This is a genomic window from Vibrio sp. T3Y01 (genome assembly GCF_013114525.1).
GTDB classification, from domain to species: Bacteria; Pseudomonadota; Gammaproteobacteria; order Enterobacterales; family Vibrionaceae; genus Vibrio; species Vibrio chagasii_B.
This window is the reverse complement of record NZ_VTXJ01000005.1, coordinates 96,853-116,374: the sequence shown is the minus strand read 5'-3', so window position 1 is coordinate 116,374 and position 19,522 is coordinate 96,853. Positions and strand designations below refer to the sequence as shown.

Genomic DNA, 19,522 nt, shown 5'->3' with positions numbered 1-19,522 from the left:
GTCTAATTTATTGGCCAAGCCGTTGAGCCATCAACACTAATTGGTCTCTTAGCAAACTCATCTACACAATACCCTTGGTTTGAACTTGCAAAATAGGTTAACGGCATTGGTACTAAGCTCATAGTCGCGACTTGTTGCTTCGCTTTATCCGAGAAGTTGAAGCCCCACATATCTAAATAGTTCCTCATATCGCGCTCATTCACATAGCTTAATGCAATCAACAACCAGTCATCATTGGTGATTTGGTTTGCTTCATCTCTAGAATAGCTATCAAATCCAATTGTCTGTTTTTTGGTGTTCCAAAGCTCATCGCTGGATTTAAGGCGGTTAAACTCACGTTCAATCAAGTGAAGTCGCCCAAGCATATGCCAGCCGTAATCCAATACGCCCTGCTCTTGTACCAACATCATCATTTGAATGAAGATTCTTGCTCCCCAACTCCAGCTCGTTTGGTTTTGCTGCGCCATATGGGCGTTTGGGTCTGGTTGATTTCGACTTTCCTGCAAAAGCTCATATTGGCCTTTGAAGTCTAACCCCTGACATGAAGATACTTTTCCTGTATCCCGATAGTATTGGGACTTACTGTAGTACGAGTAATAGTTGGTCGTAGCGTGCCCATCCCAACCGCTAAACCTAAATCGACCACGCTCTAAGCCATGCCCCAACTCGTGAAGATCACCATGCCCTAATGGATGAAACGACCAATAGGCATCATACGGGTTTCCTGAACAACCATAGCCACAGTTAGCTTGGTCTGCGTTCATATGCTTTACAATGTCAATGGTCGCAATTTCCCAGCCCTTTGCCTCTCCGTATTGGTGTATTTCAGCAATTTCATCAATACCCGGCCCTTTAAAGCCTGCAAGTGCATGAGGAAAGTTATGTACATAACGCTCTGTGGCGAGAGCCATGTCATGAGGCTGAGCCCAGTCATCTGAACCGATAGATTCCTTCATTTTTTCCAGCTTTGAGTGAACTTCAAACCCTGGGGTAATTAGCTCAGCCCAATCAAAATTTCCTTCTTCGAGCTGTGCTACAAAGCTGTCGTTGTCAGCTTCACTTCTCCAGACAGGGTGCTGTGCGACATTTTCAAAACGCAGTTCCACGTCAATATCATTGGTATCAAAGTGAACCTGTAGTGTTCCGCCATAAGCAGAAGTAAGAGAAATCGTCTCTCCCGGTTTCACTGGATAGGTTACCGAGGTTAAAAACTTTGGCCGAGCGTAACCGTCATTGCCTGAAAACTCGTGTGTCGCGCCGCTGCGCAATGTATTAAATGCAATAGACGTAGCCACATCGTTATTGTCTAAGCGAGTCACCTTGATTGTCTTACCCGGCAAGGCATACAAACCAGCGGATCGGAAGCTTCTTTTAGACTCCAAAGCAATGGTTTTCGTGACGAGCGGTACATTATCAAAGCTCTTGGTACTAAAGTTACCTAAACTTGGTTGCGCCGCGTTATACAGTCGACTGTTGTATGTTGCGTAATCACTGTAATAAGAACGAAGAAAATCAACCCTCTCTGTCACGCCTTTACCCATTGGGTACTGAACATATTGACGGTAATGGTCAGCAAGTAGCAATAACAGCTTTTCATACTCGTAATAATCCGTTGCAAACAGGTCGACTTTTTTACTATCAAGCGACGTTAAATGTGCGCGAATGCTGTTTGCTGCGGTATAGAACTCTTCATCCATATTGGATTCATCAGGGCAAGATTTGTCATCACAGGTGCTTAAGTCAACGGTGAAGCTGTCATCTTTCAGTCTTTGTAAAAGCGCTTGTTGTTGAACAATATTGTCCGGCATCTGATTAATGAGCTGTGTCGAGTCCCAGTTAGACAGACCAAGCTTACGCCAATAGTTATCACCCACATAAGTCATGTGCATTTCAGCAAACAAGGCGTTGCCTAATTCCGTCATACCGCCATCAAGATGCAAGTACAGCACCGGAATGTTTTTATTAAACGCTAAACGTACCCCTTCTATAACATCTTCAATACTATCTCCGGCATTCAGCTTTTGAGACAAAATCAACAAATCAGGGTTATTGGCTTCAAGACACTGGCTTAACTGACTGCCATCACAAGCGTTATCAGCGTTGGTAACCATAGAAGCATTAACATTGTCAGTTAACCAGTTTCGTGTCGCTTGATCATCTGGGAAGTAATAAGACTGATCGAGCTGGGCTAACACGACTTTTTTGGGCTCATCTGTCCCTGAAACCCAGGTAACCAAATTCTTCAACCAAGTGTTCATTTCTTCATTAACAGAATCGGGGAAACGTTGCTTCGTTCTAAAAGGGTTGCTCGCGAGTGCAGCATAATGCCCTTTACTCCCTGTATAACCCGCAACCCCAATGGCCAACTCTTGATCGGCGTAGCCATCTTGCATCGCTTTGTTTGTTTTCAAAATGACATCGTTAAAGCCATAGGTGGGTAAAATAATGGCGGTGTCATGCGTTGGATCCCAGTGGAGATTACGCAGTGGCTCACCTTCTGAGCTTTGAGATAAGGCTTGTTTAATCTGATTGTAATCTTCGTTGTATTGAGCAACTAACGCTTGGCTTGCCTCAATGAACTCGGAGGAATTAACAACATAAGAAGCATTGCCAGTTGACAAGGCTTTTTGAACAGCGGTTTGTGGGATTGGGGTAATATCTGGCTCACCGCTTCCATCACCGTCATTCCCTCCTCCACCAGAACCACCAGAACCACCAGAACCACCAGAACCACCAGAACCACCAGAACCAGTTTGAACACTTTCACCGCCGCTACCACCACCGCCGCATCCTAAAAGTGATATCGCGATAGCAAAAACAACAAAATTAGACAGTAAGCTACTCTTTTTCATCATTATTCCATACAACAACAAAATTTCGCCGAGTCTATCTATAGTTGAATCTAAAGCAATTATTCTAATGAATATGTGAACGCAATTTGAAGCAAGTTAACTGTTTTGAACAATCGATAGCTCTCCGAGATAAACCTATCCAAGGCCATCACTGAATTTTCTTCTGATACAAAAAAACGGCGCTCAATGAGCGCCGTTTTGTTAACTATACAGAATGCTACTAACTAAGTGGTCTTAAGTAAGCTAGGAAACGTTTCTCTGCGAATTTGAAAATCGCGATGATGATAAACGTTAGTGCCATATAGAACAGACCTGCGGTTAGGAAGGATTCAAATGGAGCGTAGTAACGTGAGTTAACCAAACGCGCTGCCCCTGTTAAATCCATGATAGTTACGATACCAGCAACGGCTGAACCGTGAAGCATGAAGATAACTTCGTTACTGTAAGCCGGCAGTGCACGACGTAAAGCACTTGGTAAAATGATACGACGGTAAGTCTTCGGTGTACTCATGCCGTATGCTTTTGCCGCTTCCACCTCACCTTTAGGTAAGCCGTTAATTGCACCACGGATAATCTCAGCCGTGTAAGCAGAAGTATTCAGGATGAATGCCACCAACGCACAGAACCATGCGTTTTCCCATAGTGTGTCTTTCACTGGGAAGAACTGATCCATGCCGTAATAAATCAAATAAAGCTGTACCAGTAATGGTGTGCCACGGAAGAAATAGATAAACGACCACGCAGGAGCATTAATCAACATATTGTGACTGTTACGAGCTATAGCTAATGGTATGGCAACAAACAAGCCAATAATCAAAGCGACGCACACCATCCAAGCTGTTGTCCATAGACCACCAAGGTAAATCGGCAGGCTTTCAATTATCAATGAAAAGTCCATAACTACCTCGCGTGGATGCTGAATTTACGTTCAACAAGTTTAAGTAAACCTGTCGATACGCTGGTGAAGAACAAGAAGATAAGTGCCACCGTCATGTAGAAGGTAAACGGCATTTTGGTTGAACCGGCCGCTAATGCGCTAACACGCACCATGTCTTCTAGGCCGATAATAGAAACCAAAGCTGTGGTTTTAAGTAAAACCAACCAGTTGTTACCAAAACCAGGTAGTGCATGACGAATCATCTGCGGAAGCAGTATGCGGTGAAACGCCTTTACAGGGCTCATACCGTAAGCTTTTGCCGCTTCCATTTCACCGGCATCCACAGCCATGATCGCACCACGGAATGTTTCTGCCATGTAAGCACCAAAGATGAAGCCTATGGTCAAGACACCAGCAACAAATGGGCTAACATCAATATAATCAGGTAAGTAAGAAGTCCACTCATGGTTAGGATCACTGGATGTGAACCACTCATTGAGCCACTCATTGATGGAATACAAACTGTTGTTTAAAAGGATTTGTCCACCAAAGAAAATCAGCATCATCAACACGAGATCTGGGATGCCTCGAATGACGGTTGTATAGAGGGTTGCAATAGCACGAGCCCAGCGATAAGGCGCAAGCTTTGCTAAGGCACCTAGCATACCAAGAACCATAGCTAAAATTAGCGACAGCAAGGCAACTTCGATTGTCAGCACCGCCCCTTTCAGGATCGACGCTTCATATCCTTGTAAATCAAACATAATGAATTCCAACAGAACTGCGAAAAAGTTGGTAAGACAGGGAGAGGGTTGCCTCTCCCTTAAGAATTGACGCTAGAGATTACTGACCGTATACGTCGTAGTTGAAGTACTTAGCCGCGATATCTTGGTAGATGCCTTTTTCACGTAGAGAAAGGATTGCCGCATCTAGCTTCTTAGTTAGGTCTTTGTCTTGCTTACGTAGAGCAATACCAAAACCTTCACCGAACCATTTAGGATCTGTTAGTGATGGACCAACAAACTCATACGCTTCACCGCCCGCTTTGTTCAGAACACCCTCTTCTAGAGCAGAAGCATCGCCAAGTACAGCTGCAACACGACCATTTGCTAGATCAAGATAAGCTTCATCGAAAGAACCGTAACGAACGATTTCAACCGTGTCGCCGTAGTTGTCTGTTAGGTATTTATCGTGAGTTGTTGCACGTTGAACGGCAATTTTTTGACCGCTTAAGTCATCGAAGTTAAGACCTGCGCCTTTCTTAGCGATGAACTTGTTTGGGATAAGTGCGTATTTACCAGTGAAGTCGATTTTCTTCTTACGTTCTTCAGTGATAGACATTGCCGCGATGATCGCATCATATTTACGAGCAAGTAGAGAAGGAATAATGCCATCCCAATCTTGTGCAACGATCTTACACTGCACCTGCATTTCAGTACAAAGTGCGTTAGCCATGTCCACGTCAAAGCCTTTCAGTGAACCATCTGCTTCTGTCCAGCTAAATGGAGGGTAAGCACCTTCAATACCAAAGCGTACTGTTTTCCATTCTTTCGCTTGAGCTACGCCTGTTGCCGCAGTTGCAGCAAGTGCCGCGACTAATAACCACTTTTTCATATCCCTACTCCTGTGATTTAGGTTTTTATGTTTTGCTAGTTTTAATATTGTGTTTGTTGTTGCTTATTAACTTATTTGTTGTGTTTTATTGTTCACACCGTCGCTGTTTACCTTGGCAACGGCATTTCAATTCTGATTAATAGATCGAAGAGATAAATTGTTGTAGTCGCTCAGACTCTGGGTTCGTAAACAGTTTAGCTGGATCGCCCTGTTCTTCCACTAGACCTTGGTGCAGGAACATCACATGGTTTGATACGTCACGAGCAAAAGCCATTTCATGTGTTACCACAAGCATGGTTCTTCCTTCTTCTGCTAGATCGCGCATTACACCAAGTACTTCCCCTACTAATTCAGGGTCAAGTGCTGATGTTGGTTCATCAAACAGCATTACCTCAGGGTCTACTGCTAACGCTCTTGCAATCGCAGCACGTTGTTGTTGTCCACCAGATAAGTGACCCGGATAGTAATCTTTACGCTCATACAGACCTACTTTCTTGAGTAGTAACTCCGCATTTTCAATCGCTTGTGCTTTAGGTACACCTAAGACATGAACAGGTGCTTCGATAACATTTTCGAGAACGGTCAGATGAGACCAAAGGTTGAACCCCTGAAAAACCATCGCCAATCGAGAACGGATTCGTTGGACTTGTTTTTCATTAGCAGGAACAGACACACCTTGACGATTATTTTTCATTTGAATTAATTCACCATTAACCCAAATTTCGCCTGCAGTCGGTGTCTCTAGAAGGTTGATACATCTAAGGAAAGTACTTTTACCCGATCCTGAAGATCCGATAATCGATACCACATCGCCTTTATGCGCAGAAAGTGAAATTCCCTTTAAAACTTCATTTTGACCAAACGTTTTGTGTAGATCCTTTATGTCCAGCGCCGGTACATCTTTCATGCGCTTTCTCTCCCAAGTTTGTGAAAATGCAAGGTACTCCGACCTTTTCATGCGATACAAACTAGCACCACACGGATTAACATGCAACAAATTATTAACCTAATAATTTGGAATAAATAGCACTTCACTCTGACTTATTATGCAAAAGGTAGCGTTTTCGCCTCAATTTTATGAATGACTTCTATCAATAAGCTATAAATCCAATGCTTACATTGTTTAAATAAAGTTAACCAAAATGAGATTCTCGTAGCCTAATGTCTCACAAGAAAAACAACTTTGGTGAACGAAGAAGTGTCATTTACAACGAAACCAGAAAGCGCCAATAAAAGCATGCTGCACGTACTATAAGTCACAATTATTTTATGGTTATTACATTGTAAATGTTTGGCTGAAGAGGGATAAAAGTGAAATAACTCAATAAGAATCAGCAACTCAGCGCTTTCCTTTATAAGCAATACCTCGAGAAGGTAGGTAAACGTCAATTTGTGAAAACAAATTACACGATTCATCAATGGTACGTTAATGAATCGCTCCGTTTTGTAGCTTTCTTTCACATACACTCATAAAGTGATCAAGATCAATCACCCTAAAGGGTAAGCTTGTTAGACTCCTCAGCACACAATAAGGCATTAAAAATGCCATACATTTCTTTTAACTTAGCTGCATAAAGCACATCAAAACCGTGCAACATAATGTTAATGAGTTATAACTAAGAAATAACACAATTACGCGAAATTATAGAATTCAATTTTAGAATTACTAACATAAAAATATGAGGAATCTATGTCAGACGTTGTCAATAATGCGAACTCTGAAGTAGAAGAGAAAAGCTATAAAGAGCTACACCGCCCTGCTTCTGAATTTGAGAACCGCTCAGATTATCTAGATCACGAACTTCAAATCATGAAGCCTCGCCGCTTTGGCCTAAACCTTCCTGGCCGTGACTTCCGCTTTGAACTAGAAGACCTTGTTCCTGCACTGGCTGGTACCATTGGTATCATCGCGATGTACTCTGCAGTAATGATGTCTTGGGCTGAAGGCCTAACTCAAGCTTGGGATCACGTAAACCTTGGTAAAGACTTTGCGATTGAAGTAGCTCGTGTAGAAATGCTTATCCCTGCACTGCTGTTCTGTATCCTTGCTTCTGGTTTCTTTAACCCTAAAGCTAACCTTGCCGGTAACCACGGTCCAATGATTCCTCTTATTGGTACCATCGCTCTAGCTGGTGCTCACCCTCTTGCATTGGCAATCCTTATCGGTGTCTTCGGTCTTATCCTAAGCTTCCTAAAAGGTGGGTCTAAACTTGTTAACCTTACCTCTGAAGGTACGGCGGGTGGCTTGCTCATCTTCTTGGGTCTAACCGGAACAATGAGCCAAATCAACTCAATTCAAGCTTGGGCTGTTGGTCTTCAGTCTGACACAGTCGCTGCTGGTAGCATGGGTTACATCGGTTTGATTGTTCTAGCCGTTACCATCGGTCTATATGCATTCCTTGCGAAAGTGAACAAGCGTTGGTTAGCAATCCCTGTTTGTGCTTTCACTGGTCTAGCTATTGCTCTAGTACTTGGTGCTGGTTTCGATATCAAATTCGTAACTGAAACAGGCATTCCAAACCTAAACCCAATCTACTGGTGGGGTTCTACTGAAGAAGGTTGGATGCTTGGTTTACCAAACGTTGAGCACTTCATCGCTTCTCTACCATTTGCAATCCTAGCAGTAGCAATGTGGTCACCTGACTTCCTAGGTCACCGTATCTTCCAAGAACTGAACTACCCGAAAAAGTCTGAAAAAGTACTGATGGACGTAGATGACACAATGACTATGTGTTCAGTTCGTCAAATGGTAGGTACAGCAGTTGGTGGTGGTAACATCACTTCATCTTGGGGTACTTACATGATCCCAGCGGCTATCGCGAAACGTCCAATCCCTGGCGGCGCAATCTTGCTTGGCTCTCTATGTATTATTGTTGCGATTCTTGGCTTCCCAATGGACGTAGCAGTATGGCCACCAGTGATGCGTGTTGCGCTACTTGTAGGTGTATCTCTACCTCTACTTGAAGCGGGTATGCAGATGGTTAAAGATTCAAAAGACTCTCAAGCAGCTGGTATCTGTATCTTTGGTTCAGCGGTCGTTAACCCTGTACTAGCATGGGCACTGACTATGCTTCTAGATAACAACGGCCTAATTGGTGATAAAGAGCGTGCTAAGCGTCTATCATTTGTAGACAAGATTGTTATCCCAGTTGGTGTTTTGGTTATTTGTCTAGTAGCAATGCTTGCAGTTGGTATGCTAGAAAGCCAATATGGTCTAAAAGCTTGGCTATAATCTCCTTTACTACACAAAAGTAGTAATCGGATTAAAAAAAAGTTTGGGTGGCAACCCCTGCCACTCAAATTTTTTCAACTTTTTTTAGCATTTATTGATTTAGTTTAAGGTTTGCAGAAATTTTTTAGCGTAGTCTTGATTACATAGAGTAAAGACAACATATAAAAAGTAGTGACAATATATATAACCATATGAAGCACATATGCTCATATATATTGTTATTAATAAGAGTGTACTACCCTTACGAGGGGCGCTGGCTCAACAGTGTTAATGTACGTGTTTTTTCTACTAAAAAGGTAGGTATGTCATGGCAGAGCAATTTGCTAAAGCTTGGGAAGATTTTGCTGCAGGTGAGTGGCAAAGCGAAGTAAACGTTCGTGATTTCATTCAAAAGAACTACACGCCGTATGAAGGCGACGAGTCTTTCCTAGTTTCTGAGGGTACTGAAGCAACTAACAAGCTTTGGGCTTCGGTAATGGAAGGTATCAAACAGGAAAACGCAACTAAAGCACCTGTAGATTTCGATACTTCTGTTATCTCTACCATTACTGCTCACGATGCAGGTTACATTGAGAAAGATCTTGAGACTATCGTTGGTCTACAAACTGAGAAACCACTAAAACGTGCAATCATCCCTAACGGTGGTGTACGTATGGTTGAAGGTTCTTGTAAAGCATACGGTGAAACTCTTGACCCAATGGTTTCAAAAATCTACTCAGAATACCGCAAAACACACAATGCTGGCGTTTTCGATATCTACACTCCTGATATCCTAAAATGTCGTAAGTCTGGTGTTCTGACTGGTCTTCCTGATGCTTACGGCCGTGGTCGTATCATTGGTGACTACCGTCGTGTTGCACTTTACGGTATCGACTTCCTAATGAAAGACAAGCAAGCTCAATTTGCTTCTCTTCAAGAGCAATTCGAAAACGGCGAAAACCTAGCAGAAACAATGCAACTTCGCGAAGAGATCTCTGAGCAACACCGCGCTCTAGGTCAAATCAAAGAGATGGCTGCTAAGTACGGCTTCGATATCTCTGAGCCAGCTCAAACTGCTCAAGAAGCTATCCAATGGACTTACTTCGCTTACCTAGCGGCTGTTAAGTCTCAAAACGGTGCTGCAATGTCTCTAGGTCGTACTTCGACTTTCCTAGACATCTACATCGAGCGTGATATCGCTGCAGGCAAGATCACTGAAGTTGAAGCTCAAGAAATGATCGACCACTTCGTAATGAAGCTACGTATGGTTCGTTTCCTACGTACTCCTGAGTACGATGAGCTATTCTCTGGCGACCCAATCTGGGCAACAGAGTCTATGGGTGGTATGGGTATTGACGGTCGTACGCTAGTAACGCGTTCTAACTTCCGTTTCCTAAACTCTCTATACACTATGGGTCCTTCTCCAGAGCCAAACATCACTGTTCTTTGGTCTGAGCAACTACCTGACGGCTTCAAGCGTTTCTGTGCGAAGGTATCTATCGATACTTCTTCTATCCAGTACGAAAATGATGACCTAATGCGTCCTGACCTAGAGTCTGATGATTACGCTATCGCTTGTTGTGTATCTCCAATGATCGTTGGTAAGCAAATGCAGTTCTTCGGTGCTCGTGCTAACCTTGCGAAAACAATGCTTTACGCAATCAACGGCGGTGTAGATGAGAAGCTAAAACTTCAAGTAGGTCCTGTTTCTGACAAGATCACTGACGAAGTTCTTAACTACGATGACGTAATGGGTCGCCTAGACACATTCATGGATTGGCTAGCTAAGCAATACGTGACTGCACTAAACAGCATTCACTACATGCACGACAAGTACAGCTACGAAGCGTCTCTAATGGCTCTTCATGACCGTGACGTTCGTCGTACTATGGCTTGTGGTATCGCTGGTCTATCTGTTGCAGCTGACTCACTATCTGCAATTAAGTTCGCGACTGTTAAACCAATCCGCGACGAAGATGGCATCGCAACTGACTTCGAAATCGAAGGCGATTACCCTAAATACGGTAACAACGACGCTCGTGTAGATGATATCGCTTGTGAACTAGTTTCTACGTTCATGAACAAGATCCGTAAGCTTAAGACTTACCGTAACTCTATCCCTACACAGTCAGTTCTTACTATTACATCAAACGTTGTATACGGTAAGAAAACAGGTAACACTCCAGACGGTCGTCGTGCTGGTGCTCCTTTCGCTCCTGGTGCTAACCCAATGCACGGTCGTGATGAGAAAGGTGCTGTAGCGTCACTAACGTCTGTAGGTAAACTACCGTTTGCTGATGCACAAGATGGTATCTCGTACACGTTCTCTATCGTACCTAACGCTCTTGGTAAAGATGCTGAAGGTCAGAAAGCGAACCTTGCAGGCCTAATGGATGGTTACTTCCACCACGAAGCTGGCATTGAAGGTGGTCAACACCTTAACGTGAACGTTCTTAACCGCGACACTCTAGAAGACGCAGTTAAGCACCCTGAGAAATACCCTCAGCTAACAATCCGTGTATCTGGTTACGCTGTACGCTTCAACTCTCTAACTGCAGAGCAACAAGCTGACGTAATCGCACGTACATTTACTGAGTCTCTATAAGCTCACGCTCAATAGACAGTAAATAATAATTAGCCTCGCCAATGTGCGGGGCTTTTTTATATCTGATGCTAATTCCAATAACACCAACATTCTCCCTAAATGTTAGATTGAACAAAAAAGGTCTTTTCCATTCACTTTTTTTCCACAAATTCGTGCAAATTACGGTAATATCGCGGTTCATAATTTAAGAGTAACTGCTCCATGAAATACCTTCGTTGTTTACCCCTGCTTCTTCTCTCTTTTTCATCTTTGGCGTCTGAACGTTCTACGGTCACTTTCGCATTAGACAATGATGGAGTTTTTGGCGTTGACCAAGACTATACCAACGGACTGTTTCTGGGTTACACATCATCAAGCATTACGCCATACGATTGGGTAAAACCATTAAGCCTATCTTACTGGGGCGCGAGCTCTTTAGATAAATGGGAGGTCACCCTTGGCCACAAAATGTATACCCCTTCTGATATCGAATTAGAAACGCCATCAGCGAACGACCGCCCATACGCAGGTTACTTACACACAGAACTCAACTACATAAGTTTGAACCCACAACAAGCTCAGCGTTTTAACATTACGTTTGGTACCACCGGTGAACGAGCGCTTTCTGAAGATGCTCAAAAACTGGTTCACTCGATCACTAAATCAGATGAGCCTTTAGGTTGGGAATACCAAGTGGATGATGAGTGGGCAGGCAGCGTTGGTTACCTAAGTCATTTCAACCTAATGCGTAATCAAGCGTTGGCGAATACCGACTTCGAGATCTCTAACGTTTCAGAAATCAACGTGGGTAACTTTAGAAGCGATATTTCATCAGGCTTTATGTTCCGTTGGGGTACTGACCTAGGTGGTAACTTTGGTGCGGCTAATATCACAAGCGAAAATCCATTTAAACCCGGGATGATCGGTGCTTCGAACACAGGCTGGTTTACCTATGCAGGCCTAGAAGGTCGTTACCGTTTCAATGACTTAACGATTGAAGGTGACCGCTCTGGTGTTGATGAATACGCGAATAAAAACAATGAAGATCCAGCTATCTACGACGTAACTCTAGAGAACCTTCAAGCAACAGCGGTATTGGGTGTGGCTTGGTACAACCAATACGTTGGTGCATCCTTCGCACTAACCGCAAAAACACCAGATTACAAAGAAGCGAAAGAGTCTATCTACACCACCGGTGGCATTACCATGTTCGCGTTCTTCTAGCGAATCACTCAAGCTTTCACGTTTACTTTTCAAGTTTGATAAAGGCAATCATCTTCCGTGGTGATTGCCTTTATTTTTAAAGGTCTCGTTACGATTTGACCCTATTTTATGTACCGTTTTTGTAATAAAATAAGGGGCATAAATTCCTCTACGAGAATAGCTCATGTCTACAACTGGTCGCATTCACTCATTCGAATCTTGTGGTACTGTCGATGGCCCTGGTATCCGCTTTATTGTGTTTCTTCAAGGCTGCTTAATGCGTTGTATGTACTGTCACAACCGCGATACATGGGACCTGCATGATGGCAAAGAAGTCACTGTAGAAGAAATCATCAACGAAGCGAAATCTTATCGCCACTTCATGAAAGCGTCTGGTGGTGGTATCACCTGTTCTGGTGGCGAAGCGATGCTACAACCTGAGTTTGTCCGCGACTTCTTCTTAGCTGCTAAGGCTGAAGGTATCCATACTTGTCTTGATACCAATGGCTATATTCGTAAGCATACTGACGTTGTTGATGAGGTTTTAGACGCAGCTGACCTTGTAATGCTCGATCTGAAACACATGCGTGATGAAATTCATCATGATTTCATTGGTGTATCTAACAAACGTACTCTCGATTTTGCCCGTTACCTTCATAAGATTGGTAAAACGACTTGGATTCGTTACGTGATTGTTCCTGGATACACAGACACACCAGAAGATGCACATCTACTTGGTGAGTTCATTAAAGACATGGACAACATCGAAAAAGTAGAGCTGCTTCCTTACCACAAACTGGGTGCGCATAAATGGGAAGCTCTTGGTTTGGACTACCCTCTTGAAGGCGTAAACCCGCCAAGTAAAGAGACAATGGATGAAATTGTTGCGGTTCTAAGCCAATACCACTCCAACGTAAAATACTAATACCAACGGTATTTAAAACCTGTTTCAAACGCCTCAATTTCGATTGGGGCGTTTTCTTTTTCGAGCCAAACAATCCTTTCACTTTTCTTTACAACTTTTGTTTATCAATTCAAAAAATCATATTAAATCCGTGTTGAGATCATGTTTCCACTCGTAGGAATGCTGTTACTCTTACTTCAACAAAAGAATACAACATTTAGTTTTTAGTGAGGCTTCTCCCATGGAAATGACCAATGCTCAGCGTCTAATTCTATCAAATCAATACTACCTAATGTCTCAAATGGATCCTGAGAACTCAGCTAAATATCAACGTCTACAAACGATTGTAGAGCGTGGTTACGAACTCCAAATGCGTGAGCTTAACAAAGAGTTTGGTTGTTTGACTGAAGCAGAATGTCGCGAAATCATCGACATCATGGAGATGTACCATGCAATGCAAGAGTCGAACAAAATGCTTGCAGAAGACGAGCGTAAAGAAGTTGATCAGCGTCGCCTACAGTTCTTAGGTTTCGACATTGCATCTGAAGCGCAAATCGTACACTACGTACGTTTCCTAGTTGACTCTGAAGGCCTTTACCCTCAGTTCGACAAAGCGGATCACCACTTCAATAGCCAAATGCCAATGCTAGACAAATACCGTCGCATGCTAACAACATGGCGCAACTGCCCTCGTCAGTACCACCTATGTGCGACAGAGCTATCTCAAATCTTCAGTGCTTAATGCATAAAAAGTTAAGCCTCAGATTGGCTTAAAACGTTTCAAAAAAGGGTTACTCATCACGAGTAACCCTTTTTTCATGTCTGCATATAATGAGAGAAAACGGGAACTATTAAGCGACGTGGATATGAAGCGTGCTTTAGATACAGAAAACACACATTAATCATGAAAATAAGATATTAAACATCGAACCGTTTCCCATTAATTTCTCTGATATCGCCCATTAACCAATGAGCATAAGCCTATGACTTATAAGTAATAAGCTCATTCACCTTTATTAATTCTACATCGAAACATTTAATACAAATTAAAAATCGCCACCCCAATTTCGAACGGTGTTTTTTATTTTAAAGAAGTAGCTAGAATGCTCACCGAAATTAATTAACCAGAGCGATAAAAATGAGAAAATTCATCCTTGCATCACTAGCCATTCTGTCGACTTCATCTTTCGCAGCTAACGACATGTACGCACTTGGTGGCGTTGGTATTAACGAAGACGATACCGGTCTACAATTCACTGCTGGCTCACAGATTCTTGATACCAATTTTTATCTTGAATCAACAATGAATTACATAGATTCCGACAGCAATGAGGTTACGTCGGACGTACATGGTGACCTAACTAAGTACAAAGGCAATTTGAAACACTTCAAAATGTCTTTAGCCCCAGTTTATAAATATAGCTTCGATGAGTCTTTTGCTATCTACGGTAAGGTTGGTCTTGCGTACTCTAACTTCAATTCTAAATCAACGAGAACTGATAAAGATGGTTCAGTGAATAGCAAGTACTCAAATAGCGAATGGGGCGCAACTTACGGCATCGGTGCTGAGTTTAAGTCTATACAACCAATGTTTGGTAACTCGAAGTTTATGGCTCGTGTTGGTTTCGATTTCTACGACTTCAACTCCGGTAGCGTAAGCCTAATCAATGAGGGGACTCTTGGCCTACAAGCCGGTTTTACTTTCTGAGGTATTAAATAAAAAAGCATTACAGCCGTTGCACAGGTAATCGTAATAACGATTTTTGGTGTTTTGACGTTAACTGCGCTGTACTTCACATACATAAAAGGGCTACTCATCATGAGTAACCCTTTTATGTTTTCTTATCTTTAACTAGAAAACGTAAGCAACACCGACGTTTGCCGCCATATTGATGCCGCTTTCTAAGATTGGACTGTTCTCGATATCGCCCTCTAGGTTGGTGTAGCGAACGCCACCAGTTACTCGAACATTCGGTGTTACATATAAGTAACCACCTAAACCAATAAAGTATTGGCCATCCCAGTCAGCATCAAATTCGTTTAGATTCGTTCTTGCAGCTTCTGCTGAGCTCACACCGTACAAGTGGTTGTTCAAGCGTTCACTGTTGTAAGCGTAACCAATCGAAGGCGTAATCGCCCAGCCATTGCGGCGAATAGGCAGGCGCCAAGCCGCTTCAGCATAAATACCGTTGTGCCTAAAGCCTAAGTCTGAGCCCGCTGTTGCCTCAAACATACCCACCAGCGTAATCACTTGATAGCTGACGCCACCTAATACCGAAGCTTTACGTTCATCTAGTTTTTGAATATCCACATTGTCTGAGTCACCTGGCTTTAATGTTCTTGGATCATAAACCGCTCGAAACACAATATTCTGAGGTGAGCCAGCTGGTAACAAACGATAGCCAGCGCTGAATCCACGCATGAAAAAGTGTTCACCTTCATAGCCAATCATAGGAATAACCGCGCGATTTGACGGCGTGTCTTTGTACACAGCAGGAGAATAAGAGGCAGCCACACCCAATGACCATTGTGATATTTTTGCGTGCGTAGCGGTCGCCATGAACATTGTTGTTCCAACAATGGCGATTTTTAACCAAAGACTCTTCACTGTTTCTACCTATTTTTTAAGCGATTTCTGATAACGCCGCGCATTATATGGTACTTCATTCCATGAAATCAATAGAACCCAGTGATGCCTCTAATATACATAAATACAGTGTGGGAATTGCAAAAATGCTAAAAAACACAAAACAAAAGGCCGAAACCCTTCGTATATAAATTTATTTGAATCTGCGCGCATCAAGTTGCCGACTGCTTTCGCGACTCATTCAACACGCAAAATTGTAAATAAATACATAATTGTTAAGCAAAATTGTGGAAGCGGGTCTAACCTTAAAATGTAGGGAGAGCCTATTTTTCAATCGCTCGTCAGTTTTGACTGGTTAACAAGGGGAATGTGACTATGAGTATATTTGACCACTATCAATCACGTTATGAAGCAGCCAAGGAAGAAGAGCTGACACTGCAAGAGTTCTTGGCGCTGTGTAAAGACGACAAAAGTGCTTACGCCAACGCTGCGGAGCGCTTACTTCTGGCTATTGGCGAACCTGAGGTTATTGACACCGCGCAAGACCCTCAACTAAGTCGCATTTTCTCTAACCGAGTTATATCTCGTTACCGTGAATTCGAAGATTTTTACGGCATGGAAGACGCGATTGAACAGATTGTTTCTTATCTAAAACATGCTGCGCAAGGCCTAGAAGAACGCAAACAGATCCTCTACTTGCTGGGTCCTGTGGGCGGCGGTAAATCATCGCTTGCTGAGAAACTCAAAGCTCTGATGCAAAAGCTACCTATCTACGTACTTTCTGCTGACGGTGAACGAAGCCCAGTAAATGACCACCCATTCTGTCTATTTGACGTCAATGAAGATGGTGACTTACTGAAAAACGAGTATGGCATCGAAAAACGCTATCTTCGTTCGATTATGTCTCCATGGGCTGCAAAACGCCTGCATGATTTCGGCGGCGACATTTCTAAATTCAAAGTCATCAAGCTACGCCCTTCTATCCTCGACCAAGTGGCGATCGCGAAGACAGAGCCTGGTGATGAAAACAACCAAGATATCTCTTCCCTAGTTGGTAAAGTCGATATCCGTAAACTAGAACACTTCTCTCAAGATGATCCAGATGCCTACAGCTACTCTGGTGCGCTATGTAAAGCTAACCAAGGTCTGATGGAATTCGTAGAGATGTTCAAAGCACCGATCAAGGTACTACACCCTCTACTAACAGCAACTCAAGAAGGTAACTTCAACGGTACTGAAGGGCTTTCTGCACTGCCATTCGACGGTATGATTCTGGCTCACTCGAACGAATCCGAGTGGCAGACATTCCGCAATAACAAGAACAATGAAGCCTTCCTTGACCGTGTGTACATTGTAAAAGTCCCTTACTGTCTGCGCGTTTCTGAAGAAGTTAAGATCTACAAGAAACTGCTTGAGCACAGTGAACTGTCGAATGCACCGTGTTCACCAAGCACACTCGACCTGCTATCGCAATTCAGCATCCTATCGAGACTGAAAGAGCCTGAGAACTCATCCCTGTTCTCGAAAATGCGCGTTTACGATGGTGAAACCCTTAAAGATACCGATCCAAAAGCGAAGAGTTACCAAGAGTACCGCGACTACGCCGGTGTAGACGAAGGTATGTCTGGTCTATCGACTCGTTTCGCCTTTAAGATTCTATCTCGCGTGTTCAACTTCGACCAAGCCGAAGTGGCCGCTAACCCGGTTCACCTGTTCTACGTGATTGAACAACAAATTGAACGTGAACAATTCCCTCAAGAAACCGCCGAGAAGTACCTTGAGTTCTTGAAAGGATATCTAGTGCCACGCTACGTAGAGTTCATCGGCAAAGAAATTCAAACCGCTTACCTAGAGTCTTACTCTGAGTACGGTCAGAATATCTTCGACCGCTATGTAACCTACGCAGACTTCTGGATCCAAGACCAAGAGTACCGCGATCCAGAAACAGGCCAGCTATTTGACCGTGCTTCTCTAAATGGTGAGCTAGAGAAAATCGAGAAAACAGCCGGTATCAGTAACCCTAAAGACTTCCGAAATGAGATTGTGAACTTTGTGCTTCGTGCCAAAGCGAACAATAACGGTCAAAATCCAGTTTGGACCAGCTACGAGAAACTGCGCACTGTGATTGAGAAGAAAATGTTCTCCAACACAGAAGAGCTGCTTCCTGTTATCTCGTTCAACGCTAAGACCTCTACGGATGATCAGAAAAAGCACGACGACTTCGTTGCTCGTATGATGGAAAAAGGCTACACCGAGAAACAAGTGAGACTGCTATCTGAGTGGTACCTAAGAGTTCGTAAATCCTCATAACTAAACGGTATAGAGCTGCTCATGTGGGCAGCTCGTACCAACCAATAACTCTTATACCCGTGTAAAAGTAGGATCGCGACATCAGCTGAGAGGGAGTTCTTATGGCACAATTTATCGATCGGAGGCTCAATGGCAAGAATAAGAGTGCTGTAAACAGACAGCGCTTCTTACGACGCCATAAAGAGCAAATCAAAGAATCTGTGGCCGATGCAGTCAACCGACGCTCAATCACCAACACTGAAACTGGTGAGGACGTCACTATTCCTCATAAAGACATCAAAGAACCAAGCTTTCACCAAGGTCAAGGTGGCGTAAGAGAACGCGTGCACCCTGGTAATGATCAATTCATCACCGGCGATAAAATCGAGCGCCCGAAAGGTGGTGGTCAAGGTGGTGGCTCAGGCCAAGGGGATGCTAGCCCAGATGGCGAAGGCCAAGATGAGTTTACTTTCCAAATATCAAAAGACGAGTACCTGGACATTCTGTTTGAAGATCTCGCCCTGCCTAACCTAGAGAAAAATCAGGTCAACAAGATCACCGAATGGAAAACGCACCGCTCTGGTTACCAAAGCGCGGGGATTCCATCCAACATCGCGATTGTTCGCTCACTGCAACAGTCACTTGCTCGCCGAACCGCAATGACGGCAGGTAGAAAGCGCGATTTAAAAACCCTAATGGACCAGCTCGATCAAGTTCAAATGACCGAGCCCGCTCAACCGTTTGAAGAAGCTCGAATCAAGGAAGAGATCGCCGAGCTACGTAAGAAAATCGATAGCGTGCCGTTCATCGATACCTTCGATTTACGTTACAAAAACTACGAGAAACGCCCTATTCCATCTAGCCAAGCGGTGATGTTCTGCTTGATGGATGTGTCTGGCTCGATGGACCAAGCCACTAAAGACATCGCAAAACGTTTCTATGTGCTGCTGTATCTATTCCTTAATCGCACCTACGAAAATGTCGATGTGGTGTTTATTCGTCACCATACTCAAGCCAAAGAAGTCGACGAGCACGAGTTTTTCTACTCGCAAGAGACCGGTGGCACCATTGTATCGAGCGCCTTAAAACTGATGAAAGAAATTGTTGCTGATCGTTACCCGGCTAATGAGTGGAATATCTACGCGGCACAAGCGTCTGATGGTGATAACTGGGCAGATGACTCGCCTCGCTGTAAAGAGTTACTGGTGAATACGCTTCTGCCGACTTGCCAATACTACTCGTACATCGAGATCACGCGTCGCTCACACCAAACACTCTGGCACGAGTATGAGAAGTTAGAAGCGAGCTTCGACAACTTCGCCATGAAAAACATCAAAACAGTGGATGATATCTTCCCTGTGTTTAGAGAACTGTTCCAGAAAGAGACAGCGTAAGGGGGCT

14 protein-coding genes are annotated in these 19,522 nt (G+C 43.5%); 8 read left to right on the top strand and 6 right to left on the bottom strand.

The genetic code is table 11. The features are described from left to right. Positions 1 to 2 precede the first annotated feature (2 nt). The 5 genes from F0232_RS07400 to F0232_RS07380 all read right to left on the bottom strand — a co-directional run bounded on the left by F0232_RS07400 (position 3) and on the right by F0232_RS07380 (position 6,250). Positions 3 to 2,852, bottom strand: a complete 2,850-nt coding sequence (locus F0232_RS07400; RefSeq protein ID WP_171750736.1) for an ImpA family metalloprotease — start codon at positions 2,850 to 2,852, stop codon at positions 3 to 5. 220 nt (positions 2,853 to 3,072) lie between these two features. Continuing rightward, complete coding sequence (locus tag F0232_RS07395; protein ID WP_102426428.1) at positions 3,073 to 3,750, bottom strand: ABC transporter permease; 678 nt, start codon at positions 3,748 to 3,750, stop codon at positions 3,073 to 3,075. Positions 3,751 to 3,752: 2 nt separating this feature from the next. Next, entirely contained in the window at positions 3,753 to 4,493 is a 741-nt protein-coding gene (locus F0232_RS07390) for an ABC transporter permease (protein WP_008220137.1), read from the bottom strand. Positions 4,494 to 4,572: 79 nt separating this feature from the next. After that, entirely contained in the window at positions 4,573 to 5,343 is a 771-nt protein-coding gene (locus F0232_RS07385) for an ABC transporter substrate-binding protein (RefSeq protein ID WP_004737411.1), read from the bottom strand. Between the two features lie 136 nt (positions 5,344 to 5,479). Further along, positions 5,480 to 6,250, bottom strand: coding sequence for an ABC transporter ATP-binding protein (locus tag F0232_RS07380; RefSeq protein WP_061034198.1), 771 nt, complete (start codon positions 6,248 to 6,250; stop codon positions 5,480 to 5,482). A 783-nt stretch (positions 6,251 to 7,033) separates the two neighbouring features. On the opposite strand from F0232_RS07380, the gene F0232_RS07375 reads away from it, so the two are divergent. The 6 genes from F0232_RS07375 (at position 7,034) to F0232_RS07350 (ending at position 14,953) form a co-directional block, all read left to right on the top strand. Beyond that, entirely contained in the window at positions 7,034 to 8,575 is a 1,542-nt protein-coding gene (locus F0232_RS07375) for a DUF3360 family protein (RefSeq protein ID WP_008220142.1), read from the top strand. 307 nt (positions 8,576 to 8,882) lie between these two features. After that, positions 8,883 to 11,159, top strand: coding sequence for a formate C-acetyltransferase (gene pflB, locus F0232_RS07370; RefSeq protein WP_061034197.1), 2,277 nt, complete (start codon positions 8,883 to 8,885; stop codon positions 11,157 to 11,159). 201 nt (positions 11,160 to 11,360) lie between these two features. Then, a complete protein-coding gene (locus tag F0232_RS07365) occupies positions 11,361 to 12,362 on the top strand; it encodes a lipid A deacylase LpxR family protein (RefSeq protein WP_061034195.1) in 1,002 nt (333 codons plus the stop codon). Between the two features lie 163 nt (positions 12,363 to 12,525). Then, complete coding sequence (gene pflA, locus F0232_RS07360; protein WP_061034194.1) at positions 12,526 to 13,266, top strand: pyruvate formate lyase 1-activating protein; 741 nt, start codon at positions 12,526 to 12,528, stop codon at positions 13,264 to 13,266. Between the two features lie 220 nt (positions 13,267 to 13,486). Beyond that, entirely contained in the window at positions 13,487 to 13,987 is a 501-nt protein-coding gene (locus F0232_RS07355; RefSeq protein ID WP_061034193.1) for a YfbU family protein, read from the top strand. Positions 13,988 to 14,383: 396 nt separating this feature from the next. Further along, positions 14,384 to 14,953, top strand: coding sequence for an outer membrane protein (locus tag F0232_RS07350; protein WP_061034192.1), 570 nt, complete (start codon positions 14,384 to 14,386; stop codon positions 14,951 to 14,953). Positions 14,954 to 15,097: 144 nt separating this feature from the next. Here the strand turns inward: F0232_RS07350 and F0232_RS07345 are convergent, their stop codons facing one another. Next, complete coding sequence (locus F0232_RS07345; RefSeq protein WP_105057394.1) at positions 15,098 to 15,811, bottom strand: MipA/OmpV family protein; 714 nt, start codon at positions 15,809 to 15,811, stop codon at positions 15,098 to 15,100. A 396-nt stretch (positions 15,812 to 16,207) separates the two neighbouring features. Here F0232_RS07345 and F0232_RS07340 point away from each other — a divergent pair, with 396 nt between their 5' ends. Next, the gene (locus F0232_RS07340) at positions 16,208 to 18,142 is read left to right on the top strand and encodes a PrkA family serine protein kinase (protein ID WP_004737402.1); all 1,935 of its coding nucleotides are present in this window, start codon (positions 16,208 to 16,210) and stop codon (positions 18,140 to 18,142) included. Between the two features lie 101 nt (positions 18,143 to 18,243). Continuing rightward, positions 18,244 to 19,515 carry a YeaH/YhbH family protein gene (locus tag F0232_RS07335; RefSeq protein WP_004737401.1) on the top strand — a complete coding sequence of 424 codons (1,272 nt, stop codon included), beginning with the start codon at positions 18,244 to 18,246 and terminating at the stop codon, positions 19,513 to 19,515. The last annotated feature ends 7 nt before the right edge of the window (positions 19,516 to 19,522 follow it).